This is a genomic window from Mycobacterium europaeum (assembly GCF_002102155.1).
Lineage (GTDB): Bacteria > Actinomycetota > Actinomycetes > Mycobacteriales > Mycobacteriaceae > Mycobacterium > Mycobacterium europaeum.
This window is the reverse complement of record NZ_LQOU01000035.1, coordinates 108,202-124,178: the sequence shown is the minus strand read 5'-3', so window position 1 is coordinate 124,178 and position 15,977 is coordinate 108,202. Positions and strand designations below refer to the sequence as shown.

16 protein-coding genes, 1 tRNA gene and 1 pseudogene are annotated in these 15,977 nt (G+C 63.3%); 8 read left to right on the top strand and 10 right to left on the bottom strand.

Going from position 1 to position 15,977, the window contains the following annotated elements; translation table 11 throughout:
- Positions 1-2 precede the first annotated feature (2 nt).
- Complete coding sequence (locus AWC03_RS17235; protein ID WP_090420596.1) at positions 3-428, top strand: DUF732 domain-containing protein; 426 nt, start codon at positions 3-5, stop codon at positions 426-428.
- Positions 429-462: 34 nt separating this feature from the next.
- Here the strand turns inward: AWC03_RS17235 and AWC03_RS17230 are convergent, their stop codons facing one another.
- Positions 463-1,716: an MgtC/SapB family protein gene (locus AWC03_RS17230; protein ID WP_085241930.1), complete on the bottom strand. Its 1,254-nt coding sequence runs from the start codon at positions 1,714-1,716 to the stop codon at positions 463-465.
- A gap of 236 nt (positions 1,717-1,952) precedes the next feature.
- Here AWC03_RS17230 and AWC03_RS17225 point away from each other — a divergent pair.
- Positions 1,953-2,026 (top strand) — tRNA-Ile (locus AWC03_RS17225).
- A gap of 43 nt (positions 2,027-2,069) precedes the next feature.
- Here the strand turns inward: AWC03_RS17225 and AWC03_RS17220 are convergent.
- On the bottom strand, positions 2,070-2,804 hold the full coding sequence (locus AWC03_RS17220; RefSeq protein WP_249025911.1) for a site-specific integrase: 735 nt from the start codon (positions 2,802-2,804) through the stop codon (positions 2,070-2,072).
- Here AWC03_RS17220 and AWC03_RS17215 point away from each other — a divergent pair.
- A complete protein-coding gene (locus tag AWC03_RS17215) occupies positions 2,803-3,342 on the top strand; it encodes a recombinase family protein (protein ID WP_249025913.1) in 540 nt (179 codons plus the stop codon). The genes AWC03_RS17220 and AWC03_RS17215 overlap by 2 nt on opposite strands.
- A 37-nt stretch (positions 3,343-3,379) precedes the next feature.
- On the opposite strand, the gene AWC03_RS17210 is transcribed toward AWC03_RS17215, so the two are convergent.
- Positions 3,380-3,907 (bottom strand): TetR/AcrR family transcriptional regulator, encoded by a 528-nt coding sequence (locus AWC03_RS17210; RefSeq protein WP_244275301.1) that lies wholly within the window; start codon positions 3,905-3,907, stop codon positions 3,380-3,382.
- Between the two features lie 203 nt (positions 3,908-4,110).
- Between AWC03_RS17210 and AWC03_RS17205 the strand changes: the two genes are divergently transcribed.
- On the top strand, positions 4,111-4,872 hold the full coding sequence (locus AWC03_RS17205; protein ID WP_085241927.1) for a hypothetical protein: 762 nt from the start codon (positions 4,111-4,113) through the stop codon (positions 4,870-4,872).
- 157 nt (positions 4,873-5,029) lie between these two features.
- Positions 5,030-5,212, top strand: a pseudogene (locus tag AWC03_RS17200) (alpha/beta hydrolase); the annotation flags it as partial.
- A gap of 28 nt (positions 5,213-5,240) precedes the next feature.
- Here the strand turns inward: AWC03_RS17200 and AWC03_RS17195 are convergent.
- From AWC03_RS17195 to AWC03_RS17165, 7 genes are all read right to left on the bottom strand, one after another.
- Positions 5,241-5,636 (bottom strand): nitroreductase family deazaflavin-dependent oxidoreductase, encoded by a 396-nt coding sequence (locus tag AWC03_RS17195; protein WP_085241926.1) that lies wholly within the window; start codon positions 5,634-5,636, stop codon positions 5,241-5,243.
- A 52-nt stretch (positions 5,637-5,688) separates the two neighbouring features.
- The gene (locus AWC03_RS17190) at positions 5,689-6,606 is read right to left on the bottom strand and encodes an SAM-dependent methyltransferase (RefSeq protein ID WP_085241925.1); all 918 of its coding nucleotides are present in this window, start codon (positions 6,604-6,606) and stop codon (positions 5,689-5,691) included.
- On the bottom strand, positions 6,603-7,016 hold the full coding sequence (locus tag AWC03_RS17185) for a limonene-1,2-epoxide hydrolase family protein (RefSeq protein WP_085241924.1): 414 nt from the start codon (positions 7,014-7,016) through the stop codon (positions 6,603-6,605). The genes AWC03_RS17190 and AWC03_RS17185 overlap by 4 nt, the downstream gene beginning before the upstream one ends.
- A gap of 109 nt (positions 7,017-7,125) precedes the next feature.
- Entirely contained in the window at positions 7,126-8,241 is a 1,116-nt protein-coding gene (locus AWC03_RS17180) for an NDMA-dependent alcohol dehydrogenase (RefSeq protein ID WP_085241923.1), read from the bottom strand.
- A complete protein-coding gene (locus AWC03_RS17175) occupies positions 8,238-8,438 on the bottom strand; it encodes a ferredoxin (RefSeq protein WP_085241922.1) in 201 nt (66 codons plus the stop codon). Before AWC03_RS17175 ends, AWC03_RS17180 begins: the two co-directional genes overlap by 4 nt.
- Before the next feature lie 3 nt (positions 8,439-8,441).
- Positions 8,442-10,790 carry a CaiB/BaiF CoA transferase family protein gene (locus AWC03_RS17170; protein ID WP_085241921.1) on the bottom strand — a complete coding sequence of 783 codons (2,349 nt, stop codon included), beginning with the start codon at positions 10,788-10,790 and terminating at the stop codon, positions 8,442-8,444.
- A 215-nt stretch (positions 10,791-11,005) separates the two neighbouring features.
- Positions 11,006-11,695: a TetR/AcrR family transcriptional regulator gene (locus AWC03_RS17165; protein WP_085241920.1), complete on the bottom strand. Its 690-nt coding sequence runs from the start codon at positions 11,693-11,695 to the stop codon at positions 11,006-11,008.
- 225 nt (positions 11,696-11,920) lie between these two features.
- Here AWC03_RS17165 and AWC03_RS17160 point away from each other — a divergent pair, with 225 nt between their 5' ends.
- The 3 genes from AWC03_RS17160 to AWC03_RS17150 all read left to right on the top strand — a co-directional run bounded on the left by AWC03_RS17160 (position 11,921) and on the right by AWC03_RS17150 (position 15,965).
- Positions 11,921-13,147 carry a cytochrome P450 gene (locus AWC03_RS17160; RefSeq protein WP_211279248.1) on the top strand — a complete coding sequence of 409 codons (1,227 nt, stop codon included), beginning with the start codon at positions 11,921-11,923 and terminating at the stop codon, positions 13,145-13,147.
- An 89-nt stretch (positions 13,148-13,236) separates the two neighbouring features.
- Positions 13,237-14,418, top strand: a complete 1,182-nt coding sequence (locus tag AWC03_RS17155; protein ID WP_249025910.1) for an amidohydrolase family protein — start codon at positions 13,237-13,239, stop codon at positions 14,416-14,418.
- Positions 14,419-14,441: 23 nt separating this feature from the next.
- Complete coding sequence (locus AWC03_RS17150) at positions 14,442-15,965, top strand: aldehyde dehydrogenase family protein (RefSeq protein ID WP_085241918.1); 1,524 nt, start codon at positions 14,442-14,444, stop codon at positions 15,963-15,965.
- The last annotated feature ends 12 nt before the right edge of the window (positions 15,966-15,977 follow it).

Here is a 15,977-nt window from a genome sequence, read left to right as displayed (position 1 = left end):
GAATGGCGATTTCACGATCGCGCGCGCAAGTGCTGGCTGTCGGTGCGGCCGGTGTGGTGCTGGGGGCCGCGATGTTCGGTGGTGCCGTGCTGTCGGCGCCGCACGCATCGGCGTCGTGCGACCTGAGCCCGGCCGACGACCAGTACATCAAGCTGCTGGCACAGAACAAGTTGGTCCACAACGCCGATTCCAGCGATTGCAGCGAGGCCGCTGAGGGGCGGTGGTTCGCCGGTCAGGTTCGGGCGAACCCGAACCCGTTTGGCGAGGCGCAGGAGCTGGTGAACATGATCACCAGGACCACGCCGATGAACCAGGCCCAGGCCGAGTGGGAGGTCGAGTCGGCGATCTACGTCTACGCGCCGGACTTGATCCCCCGGCTCAAGGATCAGGCCGCGGGGCAGGTTCCCGGGCAGCCCGCACCCATGTAGGGCTCGGCTCCGCCTAGGGGGTAGCCGGTCGGGCTCATACCGCGGTCACGGTCACGGTCAGCGCGACACCGAACACCAGGGCCGCCGCGGCCGTGGCGGCGAGGAACCCAAGCCCGAAGCGGCGCCCGCCCGCGGTGAAGGCCAGCACCATCTTGACGAGCAGGTTGGAGCCGAGTGCGGCGGCGATGGCGACCAGAGCCGTGTCGACGGTGACGTCACCCTTGGCCGCCAGGCTGGCGGCGGCGACCGCGCCGGCGTGAGCGTCGGCGAGACCCGCGGCGAAGGTGGCCAGCACCAGCCCCTGCGGGCCGAGCGCCTCGGCGCCCCACCGGCCGACGAGCAGCGCGAAGGTCAGCACCGCGGCCAGGACGAGGGCGGGCCGCAGGGTGAACGGCCGGGTTTCCCTGGTTTCTGCGGGGTCGTCCTGCGCGGCGTTCGGCTGCTGGACCCGGGTGCCGCCCCGGTAGACGAACGCGGCGACACCGATGAGGACGAGCGCCGAGGCGACCACCGGAGGCCACAGGCGGCGCAGCACCTCGACGTCGACGAGCCCGATCACGACGAGCAGTTGCACGAAGGTGGCGAGACTGGCCAACAGGGCGCTGGCCAACGGCGCACGCAAGCACGGGGCGGTCCGGCCGAGCCGGCCCATCGACGCGGTTGTCGCGGTGGCCGAGACGAACCCGCCGGCCAAACCGGTGACGAGCAGGCCGCGTTCGGGCCCGAGCGCTCGAACGCCGATATAGCCGACCCAGCCGATACCGGTGAGCAGCACCACCAGCAGCCACACCTTCTCCGGATTCAGCACGCCGAAGGGTCCGAGCGGGCGGTTGGGCAGCAGCGGCAGAATCACGAATGCCACGACGAAGAACTTGATGGCGTCCTCTAGTTCGACATCGCTGACGATTTCGCGGGCGAAGCGATGGAGGCGGCTCTTCGACACCAGCAGTCCGGCCACCACCACGGCGAGGGCCACGGCAACCGTCGGGCGGGTGTAAGCGACCGCACCGAGCAGGTAGGCGACGACCGCAGCGAACAGTGTCGTGGTTCCCGGGTCTTTGGTGCTGGTGCGAAAGTAGGCCAGGCCCAGTAGCGCCCCGATCCCGACGAGACCGCCCAGCACGGTCCACTGATTGAAGCTCGCGGCGATAGCCCCCACCAGTGACAGGAGCGCGAACGAACGCGACCCGGCGGGGAGCTTGCGGCTGTGACCGCGTTCGCGCTCCAACCCGAGCAGCAAGCCGATGGCCAGCGCCACGAGGAACGGTTGGATTTGCTGCCAGCTCACAACGACTCCTATCAGCAGCAAGGTGGTTGGGAGTTGCTCGTCCTCGTTACCCGTCGACAACTTAGCCCGCGCGCCACCGCATCGCTCGTGAACAGTGCGGGCACTAATGTCACAGTTGTGCAGAGCCGTGTGGGACCCGCGACTGGCGCCCGCTCGGTGTGGCCATCGGAAGCGCTGCGGTACGCATCCGCGGGTTCCGTTACGGTGGAGAGCGCATCCGCAGCTGGTTGGTAAAAGGGGCGGTAGCTCAGTTGGTTAGAGCCGCGGACTCATAATCCGTTGGTCGCGGGTTCGAGCCCCGCCCGCCCCACGTCAGAGGCTATTTTTCGGCCAGTCTCGCCAAGGTCCATCGTTTATTCATCGCTTATGGTGCGGTCGAGCAGCTCTGCGACCTCGGTGTGCATCCGGCCACGGCTCATATACCGGTCCTGGGTCATCGACACCTTGGCATGGCCAAGCTGGTCGGCTCCAATCCGAGGCGAGAGTCCTTCGTCGTCGATCAGGGTCGCTACCGCCTTGCGGAAGCTGTACGGCTTGGCGTCTGGGACGCCGAGATCATCTCGGACCTGACGCCATTGCTTGCGGAAGTTGTTCGGGTCGCGCCAGGTCCCGGCGGTCGACGGGAAGATCATCGTCTGCTCGCCCAGGTACGGTCGCGATCGACGGGCGGTCAGCGTGTCGATGGCGAACGCGGGCAGCTTGATGGTCCGCGCACCGGCGGTTGTCTTGGGCGCGTCTTTCCATTGCATCCCCTCGCCCGGTACTCGGATCACAACTCCGGCGACCGTGACCGTCCCATCCTCGGGGTCGAAATCAGCCCACCGCAGCCCGAACAACTCGCTGGGTCGTAAGCCCGTTGTGATGAACACCGTGATCGGGTCGACAAGGTCACGTTCCCGGCAATACTCGGAGGCTCGTAGCTCGCTCAACAGCCTCCTTAATTGGTCGCCGGTTAGGGCGGTCGCTCCCTTCGGCTGCGCCTTCGACCGGATTGGCTGGACATCGCGTACCGGGTTGGCGCTGAGCACGCTGGCCATCACCGCGAGTTGCAGAGCGCCCCTGAGGATGGTCTTGGCTTGTCGTGCCATTGTCGCGCCGTGTGCAGTCCGCATCGATCGGATAGCAGCGTCAGGAGGGCGCGTCTACAGCGACAAGCTGTCAGGTACCTCTACGAGGGAAGAGCGCCCCGGCCTTGCGGCGCTGCTGGACTACGCCCGCGAAGGCGACGCCATCGTCGTCGTCGGCATCGACCGCTTGGGCCGCAATGCCGCAGAGGTTATGACGACCATTCGGGAACTGGGCGAGCGCGGCATCGTGCTGCGGTCTTTGCGGGAAGGGATCGACACCTCGAACGCGGCGGGCCGGATGGTGGCAGGTGTTCTGGCTAGCCTCGCGGAACTGGAATTGGAATTGGGCCGGGAACGGCGGGCAGCTTCGCGGGAGGCGCGTCGGGCGCGCGGGCAGTCCATTGGACGTCCAAAGGCATTGGATCAGTCGAAGATTGCTCTGGCGCAACGAATGCACGCGAGCGGCGAGTCGGCGGGCATCATCGCGTCGACACTGGGCGTCAGTCGCGCCACCGTGTATCGGGTACTGGCAGAATCGCCGGAATCCCAACAGTCTTAGAGCTACACCGAAGACGCGGGGGTGAGGCTGACATTAGTCAGCGATGCGCGTCAATGAGGGCAGCAACCGCCTTCTGCGCATCCTTGGCGGCGAGCGGGCGTGTGGCGAACATCTCCGCGATCATCATCGCTACCGGCGTGGTCCACAGCAGCATGCCCAATGCGACGGCATGATCGCCGTTGGTCGTTTCGTTTAACCGGTTCATCATGTTCGCCAGCGCCGCGCCCAGGCGTTGCATGGGCTTGCCCTCAATCACGCCGCGCAACTGCTTGGTGGAGATGAGAATCTCCAAGCCCGCCATAGCCTTTGGATTCGCGAACGCTTCCCATGTCGCCCGCACTAATTCTTCTGTGTCTGTGGCTTGCACTGAATCGGCTAGCAGATCAAGTGACGTGCTGAGGCGGTCCACTGCGTCTTCGATTACCGCAGTGAGTAGGCCATCGCGGTCGCCGAAGTGATGTTGGATGACACCCCAACTCAGGCCGGCTCGTTCAATGATGTGCCGCGCGCTAGCCGCAGAGAAGCCTTCCTCGCGAATGCACCGAACCGTCTCGTCGATGAGCAATTCGCGGGTCCGATCCCCGCGCTCCTGTCGCCCGCTGCTTGGACGACGCGGGGCGGTTCGTGCTCGTTCAGCCATCTCCGCAATACGCCAAGTGCAGCGCGTTCCCTCTCATTCAAAGAATCTTAGGTCAACCTCTTGCTACTAAAACATTGCATGTGCCATGCTTCGCGCATGCAGCTACCCGCCCAGCGAATGGTAGGGCTGTGACAGACACGATCAACGCTGACGAACACCAGGAGTCGCAGCAGAGGCGCGGACTCTCGTCACTGCAAAAGTCGCTGTTCGCAGTCCTGGCTTTCTTCTTCGCCATTCATGTCGTGTTTTGGTACCTCGAATTTCACGGCGGGGTTTCCCACGTCGTCGCTTCCACCGGATTGGTGGTTGTCGTCGTCGGGTGTTTCTTGACGGCGCTTGCGTTGCCGTGGCTACCGGTGGGGGGCCGTCGTGACTGGACGAAGTCGGAGCGACTGAGCGCGATGGTGATCGTGTGGGTCTTCATCGCTCTAATCCCACGCTTTATCTGGGAGTTGCCGTGGCTGTTGCTGATCGACCAGATCAGGGCCGGAGTCCAGCACGGCGCTCTGTGGAGCTACATGTGGGCACCCATTCTGCTCGGAGGCGACGCACGCTACTTAAACGGTGACCCGCTCATCGTCGTCCTTGAGTGGATTGCCTTCTTTGTCGGCCTCTTCGAGGCTTACGCTATGGTGCAGTTCTTCCGGAATGGCAAGCAGTTCACCAGCACTCAACTCTCATTCATCATGGGCGGGATGATCGTCGAGGTCACACTCCCAGCGGTCTACTTCGGGGTGGAGATTGCGAACAATCTGCAAAGCATGAGCAGCCCGGTCGAGATGTGGATCAAGTTCGTGGTCCTGAACCTCCTCTGGTGCACCATGCCCTTCGTCACTTACTTCTGGGGCGTTCGCCGCATAGGTCGCCAAGACCTTGCCGTGAAGTTCTAACGGCTCTAGGCCCAAATGACTCGCAGGTAGGGCGGGGGTGGGGGGTGCCCCCTCTAGCGGTATCCGCCCGCCTCGTACAGTCAGCGCCTTCTCTCTCTCCGGCGAATAGCGCGCTCAGCGCCCACACATGGCGCCAGCCAGTCCGCAGACAGTCCGCACTGCGCTGCATGTCCTGCTGCAGTGGGACGACGAAGGAAACGACCGGCAGCGGGCACTGGAGCTGTTCGACGCCTTCGGCTCACGGGAGAAGACGCTTTACGCCAACATGGGCGGGCACACCGGGGTCCCTCAGTTTGCGGGGGAGGACGCGGCCCGATTTTTCACCCGGCACCTTAAGTGAGGGGTGCCGACACGTCTGCAGCCCAAAGTCATTGCTTGGAATTGATTTTGGTCAACACCAGCGCCGCTTCGTTGTACGGAAACAGGCGGTAGAACACACCAGATGGCCCGCTAACGAGCGTTGCAGCCTCAGCCTTGCTCAGGAGGCGGGGATTGGCTAGCGCGATACTCTTGCCGCGCCTGTGCAGCACCGCCTGTCCACCGGCGAAGACATTCTTCAACCAGTCCGATTGCAGCCCGTACCCGATGAGAACGACGAAGCCGTCGCGGATGGGAAAAACTAACAGCGGTGTTCGATATCGCTTGCCTGATTTGCGTCCGACATGTTCGAGTGTCCCTTGGCCTGGAAGCCACGGCGTGATCGACCGAGCCGCCGGATTGGTGACTCGACGATTGAATTTTGCGACGGCTCTCGGCACCCGCATGAAACCCCCTCGTTGAGAACCAAGCTCGAGATGACCAGTATCCGTCGGAACGCTACGGCCCGTTGCGGATCGCTGTTACCAGGGAGCTGGCCGGCGCAATATCGCGGAGGTCCGGTGGGATCGGCCTGCCGAGGCGCGACATCTTTTCGCGGCTATCGAGGGAATCCACGCTCCATCCGTGCTGGGACAGCCATGATGCCGTGTCGCTGACGTCGTGGTTTTTGATGAAGGCGGTTACATCCGTGTCTACGCCCAGTGCGTCGTCTATCTCGGCTGCTCCGTCGTGCCAAGCGCTCAGGCGTTTGTCGCCGAAATGCATGGTCGAGTGGTGATAGACCTCGGCGGCCAAGCGGCTATCCGGTGCGCTTAGCGCAGTGAGCGTGTCGAAGAGTGCGTTGTGCTCGGTTGACGATAGGTAGGGCAGTAGTCCCTCGACGAGCCAGGCGGTCGGCAGCGACTTGTCCCATCCCGCCTCCATCAGCATGAGCGCCCACCGCTCATCGCGCAGATCGACAGGAATCGCGCACAGGTCGGCCAGCGGAGTAGCGCCATGCGCTGTGAGGGCCGTGGCTTTGAACGCCTGGACTGCCGGTTGGTCGATTTCGTACACCCGCTTGCCGGTGAGAGGGGCTAAGCGATAGGCGCGGGCGTCGAGGCCGGCTGCGAGGATGACGAATTGGCTGATTCCTGAACTCGCTGCGTCAGCACAGAACTCGTCGAAGAAAACCGTCCGCGTGGCGACGTACTCTCGGCCCGTTCGCGCAACCCGCCGCCCGACATCGTCCTCGGCGCCCATCCACGACAGGTCGCCACCCGCCAGCCGTTGCCAACCCGGTTCATTGGCCGCCGCCACCAACACCGCCGCAAACTCGTCGTGGATCAACGGGTCGTCTTGTGCTGTTTCTGCCGCCCGTTGCGCGGCGACAGCAAGTGCCGTTGATCCCAGATCGGTGGTGATGTCCCAACTCATGTGGTCGCGGGCACCAGGGCGCTGATGTCCTCGCCTTGAAGGAGCTTTATCGTCAGGTTCAGGTCGAAATAGTCGGTCCAGCGAGTGATTTTCCCGTCGTCGTCGACGACGAAGGTCCCCATCACCGGGATGGCCGGCTTGCTTCCGTCCGGAGCCTGGATGTAGTCCAGGCGTTCGGTGAGCACCACGGAACCATCGCTGGCGAGGTTGATGATGTCGAAGGCGTACGCGTCGGGGAACATCGCGAACTGGGCGGCCATGTTCTCCGTGATGGCGTCAGGCCCGACGAAGGCGGGCATTCCCACGTTCTGATAAACGGCCCCTTCGGCGAGCAGGGGACGCAACGCTTCGGCGTCCCGCTGCTCCATCAAGGCGCAGAACTGGCGGACGATATCGGCTGGCGATGACATGAGTGGAATCCCTTCACGACGGTTGGTGAATCGACTTGAGCATTCGCTGTAAGTTGTTCTTCCGACTGCGCGGGCCAGAAACGACGCGGACCGCCTTCCCCCCAAAGACTCAGTGCTCGTGGATGATCACCCCGCGAATGTTGCGGCCGGCGAGCATGTCGTCGTAGGCCTCATTGATGTCGTTCAGCTTGTACTCGGTGGTGACGGTCTCGTCGAGCAACAGCTTGCCGCTCCGATAGAGGCTGATGAGTCGAGGGATATCGGCGCGCGGGTTGGCTTCGCCGTACAGGCTGCCCAGGAGACGCTTTTGGAACAGCGTGAACAACGTCAGCGGCAGCGTCGGTGTCACGTCGGACATCGATGCCAGGGCGGTGGCCACCACGGCACCGCCCTTCCGTACCGCGTTGAGCGCGTCGTTGATCATCGCCCCTTCGAGCACGCCTGGCGTGAGGATGGCCGAGTCGGCCATGACTCCACGCGTAATCTCGCCAACTAACTGGGTTGCTTCCTCCATCGAGATCGCAAAGTGAGTGGCTCCGAACTCAAACGCCTTGTCGCGCTTGCTCGGCTCAATATCGACCACGATGATCTGCTCCGCTCCCGCCAGCCGCGCACCCTGAATGGCGCCGCTGCCGATCCCGCCGCAGCCAACCACCACGACGACGTCGCCGGGACTGACGTTCGCGGTGTTGACGGCCGAACCCCAGCCGGTGGTTACGCCGCAGCCGAGAAGGCATGCACGCGATAGCGGAACATCGTCGTCGATCTTGACGACGGAGGCGTCCGACAACACGCCCCATTGCGCGAAACTGCCTACGCCGGAGAGGGCTCCGATGCCCCGTCCTCTGGCGCGGCGCCGGAAGGTGCCGTCGGCCTGGACTCCCGCGAGGATGGTCGCCCCGTAATCGCAGAGGTTCTGACGCCCCGTAGCGCACCAGCGGCAGCGTCCGCAAGCCGGCAGGAATGACGTCACTATATGGTCTCCCACCGCCACATCGCGAACCCCCGGGCCGACCTCTCGAACGATGCCAGCCCCTTCATGTCCACCGATCAAGGGAAAGCTCACTCCGAACATGTCACCGGTGCGGATGTGGTGATCGGAGTGGCACAATCCGGTGGCTTCGAATTCGACCAGCAGCTCGCCTTCCTGCGGCGGATCGAGTTCGATCTCTTCCACCGACCACTTCTCGTTCAGCCCCCACAGAACTGCTCCGTTGGCCTTCATGGCGACTCCTTCACGATATTTATGGCGCGCTCGGGGCAGTTCGCGATCGCATGGTGCGCCCGATCCTCCCACTCCGGCGGTATATCTCTGACGGTGACGAAGGCGATGCCATCGTCGTCAATATCGAACATCTCCGGATATGTTGCGTAACAACGGCTGTGGCCGTGGCACATGTCCGCGTCGACACGAAGCTTCACCGTTCAGTCCAATCCGCCCGGTCGGGTCCCGATGACGCCCTGCTCGATCAGCGCCGCTATCGAGGAGCCGTCGAGGCCGAGCAGCTCACCCAGGATGCTCGCGTTGTGCTGTCCCAACGTCGGTGCCGGTGACCGATACCACTTGCCAACGCTGCGGTACTTGAAGGGAAGTGCCGCCACGTGGTGCCGTCCCACGACGGGGTGGTCGAGACCTTCGAAGAAGCCGCGGGCAGCCAGTTGTGGGTGCATCGAACCGACCCTGGCGTCCACCAAATCCGCTGCGGGGACGCCGCATTCGATAAGCAATTCGGCAGCGGCCGAGGAATCTCGCCGGCCAGCCCATTGCTCGAGATGCTTGTCGATCAGATCATGTGCCTCGACCCGCCCTTCGTGGGTGTCCAACGCGGGGTCGTCTGCCCAATCGGGGTTGCCCAGCGCCGACTTGAGTTGGCGCCACTGCTCATCCGTGGCGACCGAAATCGCCAGCCATCGCTCTGTCCCCGCACATTGATAGAGCCCTTGCGGGGCTGCATCACGGCTGCGATTTCCCCGTCGCGATATCAGGTTTCCGTAGGCGGTGAACTCGACGACCTGCTCGGCGGCTGCGTTGAGTGCGGCCTCCACCATCGAGACTTCAATGAACGACCCGCGGTCGGTCTGATCCCGTTGCCGGAGGCCGGCGAGCATGGCGAATGCGGAGTGCATTCCCGCCAGCGGGTCACACGGGCCGCGGGGGATTCGGGGCTGGTCGTACTCATGGCCGGTCACCCACGCCATCCCGGTCATCTGTTCCATCGTCTGCGCGAAGCCCACGTTGTTGCGCCATGGTCCGTCCAGCCCGAATGCGGGCATTCGAACCATAAGTATTCGAGGGCTGACCGCACTGATGGTCTCCCACGGGATGCCGAAATTGTCGAAGACACGGGGCGAGAAGTTCTCGACCAAGATGTCCGAGCATTTGACGAGTCCGAAGAGCAGCTCCCGCCCTTCGGGCGAGGACAGGTCGAGGGTGAGCCCCCGCTTATTGGTGTTGGTCGCCAGGTACATCCCCGACCGCTCCCACCACTGCGGCTGACTGGCGAACGCTGCGGCCGCCATCCGTGCGCCGTCGGGGTGACGAATCGATTCCAGGTGAATGACCTCGGCGCCGAGTGCGGCGAGAATGTGGGTGGAGGAGGGGCCCGCCCACCACGCTGTCGCGTCGAGAATTCGTATGCCTTCCAGCGGAAGTCCCGATGCACGGTCGGCGACGGCAGCAATCCTGCTGTGGGCAGGCACTTTTGTCATTTCGCCGAGCGGGGGAGCGCCGGCGGTTGGGGCGGGCCGTCGGCCATTGATTTGGTAGGGCGCCAAAGGGTGGGTAAAGCCGCCGCCGGCATAGGTGCCCCACACGCCCCGCGCCGCGAACTGGGGGTGGTCCAACACGGTCTGCCCATTGTTGACGGGAGAGACGGGGATCCGCAGATCGGAGGCCAACGTGACGATCTCGTCTGTGGAATGTCTTGTCGTCCATTCCCGCACAATCCGATTCCACTCCTCCCGGCGTTCCCAGCGCGTCGTCGCGAGGGCCCACGCCGGGTCTTCGTCGACGAGGTCCAACCGGCCGATCATCGCGAGGAATGACTCGAATTGTTGGCGGGTATTGGTGTTGAAGCCCACCCATCCGTCCGCGGTCGGTTCGATGGAAGGGATTTCAACCTGTCGCGCCGGCACGGTCAAAGGGGGCCGACCGGCCAACTCGTGGTAGAGGTCGGCGAATCCGCTGGCGCTGAGGTGACACGTCTCCAGCAATGAGCAGTCAACGATTTCGCCTGCGCCGCCGAGTTGAACTCGCCGCAATGCGCCAAGCGCCGCGACGGCGGCGTAGCTGGCCATCACCCATTCGAAGACTCGGCCACCGGCTTGAATGGGCGGTTGGTCTGGACGACCTCGCAACGACAGGGTTCCGCTCTCGGCCTGGATCGTGAACTCCGTGGAGGGTCGGTCCCGGTACGGTCCGGTCAACCCGTACGGAGACAACGCCACGATCACCAGGTGAGGCGCACGTCGTAGGAGGGCCTCGCGGTCGAGTGCCCCGGGGCCGAGAGAATCGACGAACACATCGGCGGAAACGATCAGAGGCTCCAGGTCGGCCAGCGAAGTGCCGACGACTGAACGCTTGCCGGCGTTCAAGAATTTGAACAGCGCGCCGGTGTCGCTTCGATCACCAAACATCCTGCGGCGGAACGGATCCCCATCCGGAGCCTCTATCTTGATGACCTCCGCTCCGAGGTCGGCGAACAACTTGGTGCAGTAGGGGCCGGAAATTTCCGTCGCCCACTCGACAACACGAACCCCACGCAGAGCGTTCATCGTCCTGCGGCTTTCCGCGTCAATGTCTTCGGAAGTGAGTTACCCGCATCGATGAGTGCACACACGCCACTTCCTGTCCTCGCGCTCGTGCCGATCGAGCAGGGTGTTCTGCATCCGCATGGCTGCGGCTTGGCTGGCAACGACGCTAGCGACGGGAAAGCTGACGTGTCAAGTGCGACTCGATAACCCTGGCCGCAGGTGAGTCGTTGAGGTTTTTAGTCGGCCGCACGCACCTTCGGGGACCGTTGGACCCGCCCGCTGCGTTTGGCGGGCGGCTTCTTAGTCGACGTGCTTACCCCTTTGGCGAGGATTTGCGAACCCAGTTCGATCTGCGCGCGGATGTCTGACTCGCCCGTACCGAACCAGCGTGGTCCGAGGCTCGTTGTGAAGATGATGAAATTGGCCAGCAGCTCGGCGAACAGGTCGGCGTCGACGTCGGCCCGGATCTGCCCCGCAGCCTGGTAGTTGCGAACGCCTTCGGCAATCACGGCCGTACGGCGCGCGTGATTGGGTTGCAGTACCCGCAGCGAGAAGTCCGGGTCCGACAACGCCCGACCGGATATGTCCCAGCCGGGAACACCGCTGTCCCGGTCGTCGATTCGTAGTCTGGCAAAGAAGAGCTGCTCGATGTAGTCCTCGAAGCGCGCAGGCAGATTCGCCACGACTTGCTCTTCTGCCTCGCTGACGAGGTCGGCGATCTGTCGAGAAACAACTTGCTCGAAGATGCCTCGCTTGTCCCCGAAGTAGTGGAAGAGCATCGCCTCCGAGCAGTCGGCGCGACGGGCGATCTCCTTCGTTGCCGCGGCCGCGTATCCCGCTTCGGCAAAGACCTCGGCAGCCGCTTCAAGGAGGGCTCGCTGTTTGCCGTCCTTGTCGCGAACTCGCCGCCTCGCGTCTGCCGTCATCACACATACCTTAGCGAGCACCCGTCGCCTGAGGGGAAGCTCGCACGCAAGTGGCCCCAGATAGTTATCGAGTGCGACTTGACTCCGCTCAGCCGACGATTTACTGTGCTGCCAAAGCAAATTTCGGCGTGTGCGAGAAATCCGAGGGCCGGCGAAGATGGCACATGGACAGTGGCGTGACCACGGTGTCGGCATGCGCACTTCCGGTGTCGAAAAGGACGGCTTATGGTGAGCAAATCACCGGAGGAACACGCCCGGAACCTCGATCTTCGTCACGAGGATTTCAACGACCAAGACTTCCTCTACGAGGTCTACTCGGTGATGCGGGAGAACGGACCGTTCAGTCACCAGGACGTCCCATTCCTGGGCCCTACGCCGGGGGGTGCGTGGGTCGCCACCCGCTACGACGAGTGCTACGAGATCTTGCGTGATTGGCGCACTTTTTCCAGCAAGCCCGTCGGGATGGAAGGCTCCCCGATGTCGTTCGGTGACATCGTGATCACCTTGGATCCGCCGCGGCAGCAGCAGCTTCGCAAAGTTCTCAACCCGTATTTCTCTCCTGGTCGCATGAAGGACTTGGAGCCCCGGGTGCGGGCGGTCACCGACGGGCTGATCGACAACTTCATCGAATTGGGCCGCGGCGATCTCGCCGACGTCGCATGGCAGCAGCCTGGGATCGTGTTCTTCCGGTATCTACTCGGCATGCCCGTTGAGGACGTGCCGCTCTACATCGAGACAGCCGACCTTGCGATCAATGGTGAGAGCGAAGAGGTCCGGAACGGTTCGATGACGAATCTTTACCTCCGCGTACGCGAGGAGATCGACAAACGTCGTGGTGAACCGCCGCGTGACGACTTGATCGATGTCTTGCTCGCCGCCGAAATCGACGGCGAAAAACTGAGCTTTGACGACGTTGTCGCGAATGTGATGCTACTGGTGCAGGCGGGGCTCGAAACAACATCTAGTGCAATGTCGTTCGCCTTCTTCCATCTGGGCTCCCATGCTTCGGAGCGCGATCGGCTTGTACGCGAAGCCGAGTTGATGCCCACGGCGATAGAGGAATTCATCCGGTTCGCCGGTTCGGTCCACGGACTGCATCGCTCAGTCGCGGAAGAGGTTGAACTAAGCGGCCAGAAGTTCTGTCCCGGTGAAACGGTCGTCGTGAACTATGCGGCTGCCAACCGCGACGCGCGCGAGTTCGACGAGCCCAACAAGTGCATTCTCGACCGCCAGACAAACCGCCACCTCGGGTTTGGGGCCGGCGTCCATCGCTGTCTGGGGTCCAATCTCGCCCGGCTCGAGTTCCGGGTGGGCGTCGAGCAGACCTTGAATCGGATACCCGACTACGTGATTCCCCCTGGGGCGAAAGTTGACTTCCACGGGAACTCGGTCACTCGGGGTTACCGCGCCCTGCCGGTCGTCTTCAGCCCGGGCAACCGCGTCGCCCAGTGAGAGGCGGCCGGTGACCGCCGATATCGCCTCGCGGCCAACGTAATAGCAAAATCAGGGAGGAACCCGTGGACAAGCAAGATCTTCAATGGATGATCTCTGTCGATGACCACATCATCGAGCCGCCGAACCTATGGGTCGACCGCGCGTCGGCCGCCGACCGCGATCGAGTGCCACACGTCGAGCGTATCGACGGCGTCGATACGTGGGTCTACGAGCAAGCGCGCGCGTCGGTGATGGGCATCTTGGTCGCGGCTCACCAAAGGCCCCCCGAGTACTCCCCGCTGCCAGTGAATTACGACGAGATGCCTCGTGCATACTTCGACCCGGTGGCACGCATCCCCGACATGGACGAGGATCATGTGATCGCGGGAGTGAACTTTCCCTTCTTCCCCCGGTTCTGTGGTCAGATGTTCGCCCACCTCGGTGACCGCGACCTGGGTCTCAAGTGCGTGCGGGCGTACAACGACTTCGTCATCGATGAGTGGTGCGCGGCGGCGCCCGGTCGCTACATCCCGATGGTCATTGTCCCGCTCTGGGATGCCCGACTGGCCGCCGAGGAGACGCTACGGTGCGCCGGCAAGGGCGCCAAAGCCATTGCCTTCTCGGAGAACATGCACCCGCTGGGATTTCCGTCCATCCACTCGGGGGCATGGGACGATTTCTTCGCGGTGGTGAACGAGACGAAGATGCCGCTGTGCACACACATCGGATCGTCCTCGGTCAGCCCGACGACGTCGCCTGACGCGCCTTTCGGGGTTCAGGCGGTCAACATCAACCTCAACCTGGCGAATTCCACCACCGACTGGCTGTTCTCGGGCAAGCTGCAAAAGTACCCCGATCTGAAGATCGTGCTGGCCGAGGGTGGCATCGGCTGGATCCCCTACCTCATCGAGCGCGCCGAACATGTCGCCGCCGACTACCAATACCTGCGCGCCAACAACTGGGCGGTTGACCCGGGCACGATGCGCCTGACCCCTGTGCCCACCGATCCCGACATCTTCCCGGAATCTCCGCGCCAGCTCTTCCGCGATCACATGTACGGCTGCTTCATCGAGGACGACTTCGGTGCGGCCAATCTCGACTTCATCGGCGTCGACAACGTCATGATCGAAACGGATTACCCGCACACCGACAGCCTGTGGCCCAACTCCCTCCAGGCCGCCCATAAGGCACTCGACGGCCGGTCCGACCTCGACAAGTACAAGATCCTGCAGGGTAACGCTCGCCGGGTCTTCGACTTCGAGCCCGCCCCGTATCCAACGTTGACGTAGTCAACGGCCGACGGACTCGTTTGATGCGGGAGTACCAGAGCTTTATCGACGGTAAGTGGTTGAGCGACAACGCCCTCGGCACCATCGACGTCATCGATCCGGCGACCGAGGATTTGATCGGCCGAGTCGTCGACGGTGGACCGAAGCAAGCGGCCATGGCGGTCGAGGCTGCCCGGCGGGCTTTCGACGAAGGCCCGTGGCCCTGGATGTCGGTCCGGGAACGGGCAAGGATCATCAAGCGGTTCGCTGAGATCCTCGACCAGCGCAAAGCGGAACTTCGAGAGCTGGTCGTCGCGGAGATCGGTTCGACCGGCTTCATCACCGACCTGATTCAGGTTGGTGGCGCCATCGAGGCGGCCCACTACTACGGCGAGTTCGTTGAACACGATGTGACGTGGGTGGAGGCACCGGGCGGGCCCGTGGTTTCGCCGACTGGCCTGGGCGGCGTGACGGTGGTCCGCGAACCGGTCGGGGTGGTCGGAGTGATCACGCCGTTTAATTTTCCTTTCTCGATCAACATCCAGAAGTGCCTGGCCGCCTTGGCCGTCGGCTGCACTGTGGTGCTCAAGCCACATCCATGGACCCCGATGAACGCCCTGGAGCTGGCCAAAGTCAGCGAGGAAGCCGGCCTTCCGCCCGGTGTGTTCAACGTGGTCGTGGGCGGTGCGGACGTGGGGGAGGAGCTGTGTACTCACCGAGGCGTCGACATGGTCGGGTTTACCGGTTCGACGGCGACCGGTCGACGCATTCGCGAACTATCGGCGGCCACGATGAAACGCGCACAGCTGGAGCTAGGCGGCAAGAGCGCGCACATCGTTCTGGACGATGTCACCGAAAGCGATGTCGCGGGAATCGGTTTCGGACAGGTGTTGATGCATGCCGGACAGGCATGCACCGTCACATCGCGACTTCTGTTGCCCGAGCACTTGCTCGAAGCGTATGTCGAGGGCGTCAAAGCCATGGCTCCCATGATCACCGTCGGCGATCCGCGTGATCCCGCCAGTGTCGTCGGGCCGCTTATCAGGGATCAGCAGCGTCAGCGAGTCGAATCTTTCGTTCGGTCGGGCCTGGAGGAAGGTGCGCGGTTGGTGGCCGGCGGCAAACGTCCCGAACATCTGCAACGCGGCTTCTACTATGAGCCGACGGCGTTTGTCGACTGCCGCAACGAAATGCGCTTATGTCAGGAAGAGGTTTTTGGGCCTGTACTGGCGGTGATGACCTATAGCTCCGAAGACGAAGCCATCCGCATTGCGAACGACTCCATCTACGGTCTGGCGGGTCTGGTGATGACCCGCAATGCCGCAAGGGGATTCAATGTCGCCAGGCAGATCCGAACCGGGAACATCATGGTGCACACTGTCGCGCCCGGTGTCGATCTGGGAACCAATCCGGGTGGCGGGCAGGGCCCCGGCTGGTCTCTACCGGCGCGCGGCATGTTCAACGGCGGGGGGCCGTTCGGCGGCTTCAAGCAGAGTGGACTCGGCCGCGAGCAGGGGCGCTGGGGCTTCGAGGAATACACCGAACTGAAATCAATCACGATGATGTAGCGGAGAAAGGTC

Coding starts and splice junctions, on each gene's coding strand:
- AWC03_RS17235 (WP_090420596.1), top strand. CDS start 3: ATGGCGATTTCACGATCGCGCGCGCAAGTGCTGGCTGTCGGTGCGGCC.
- AWC03_RS17220 (WP_249025911.1), bottom strand. CDS start 2,804: ATGGCACGACAAGCCAAGACCATCCTCAGGGGCGCTCTGCAACTCGCG.
- AWC03_RS17195 (WP_085241926.1), bottom strand. CDS start 5,636: ATGCGGGTGCCGAGAGCCGTCGCAAAATTCAATCGTCGAGTCACCAAT.
- AWC03_RS17190 (WP_085241925.1), bottom strand. CDS start 6,606: ATGAGTTGGGACATCACCACCGATCTGGGATCAACGGCACTTGCTGTC.
- AWC03_RS17185 (WP_085241924.1), bottom strand. CDS start 7,016: ATGTCATCGCCAGCCGATATCGTCCGCCAGTTCTGCGCCTTGATGGAG.
- AWC03_RS17180 (WP_085241923.1), bottom strand. CDS start 8,241: ATGAAGGCCAACGGAGCAGTTCTGTGGGGGCTGAACGAGAAGTGGTCG.
- AWC03_RS17170 (WP_085241921.1), bottom strand. CDS start 10,790: ATGAACGCTCTGCGTGGGGTTCGTGTTGTCGAGTGGGCGACGGAAATT.
- AWC03_RS17165 (WP_085241920.1), bottom strand. CDS start 11,695: ATGACGGCAGACGCGAGGCGGCGAGTTCGCGACAAGGACGGCAAACAG.
- AWC03_RS17160 (WP_211279248.1), top strand. CDS start 11,921: ATGGTGAGCAAATCACCGGAGGAACACGCCCGGAACCTCGATCTTCGT.
- AWC03_RS17155 (WP_249025910.1), top strand. CDS start 13,237: ATGATCTCTGTCGATGACCACATCATCGAGCCGCCGAACCTATGGGTC.
- AWC03_RS17150 (WP_085241918.1), top strand. CDS start 14,442: ATGCGGGAGTACCAGAGCTTTATCGACGGTAAGTGGTTGAGCGACAAC.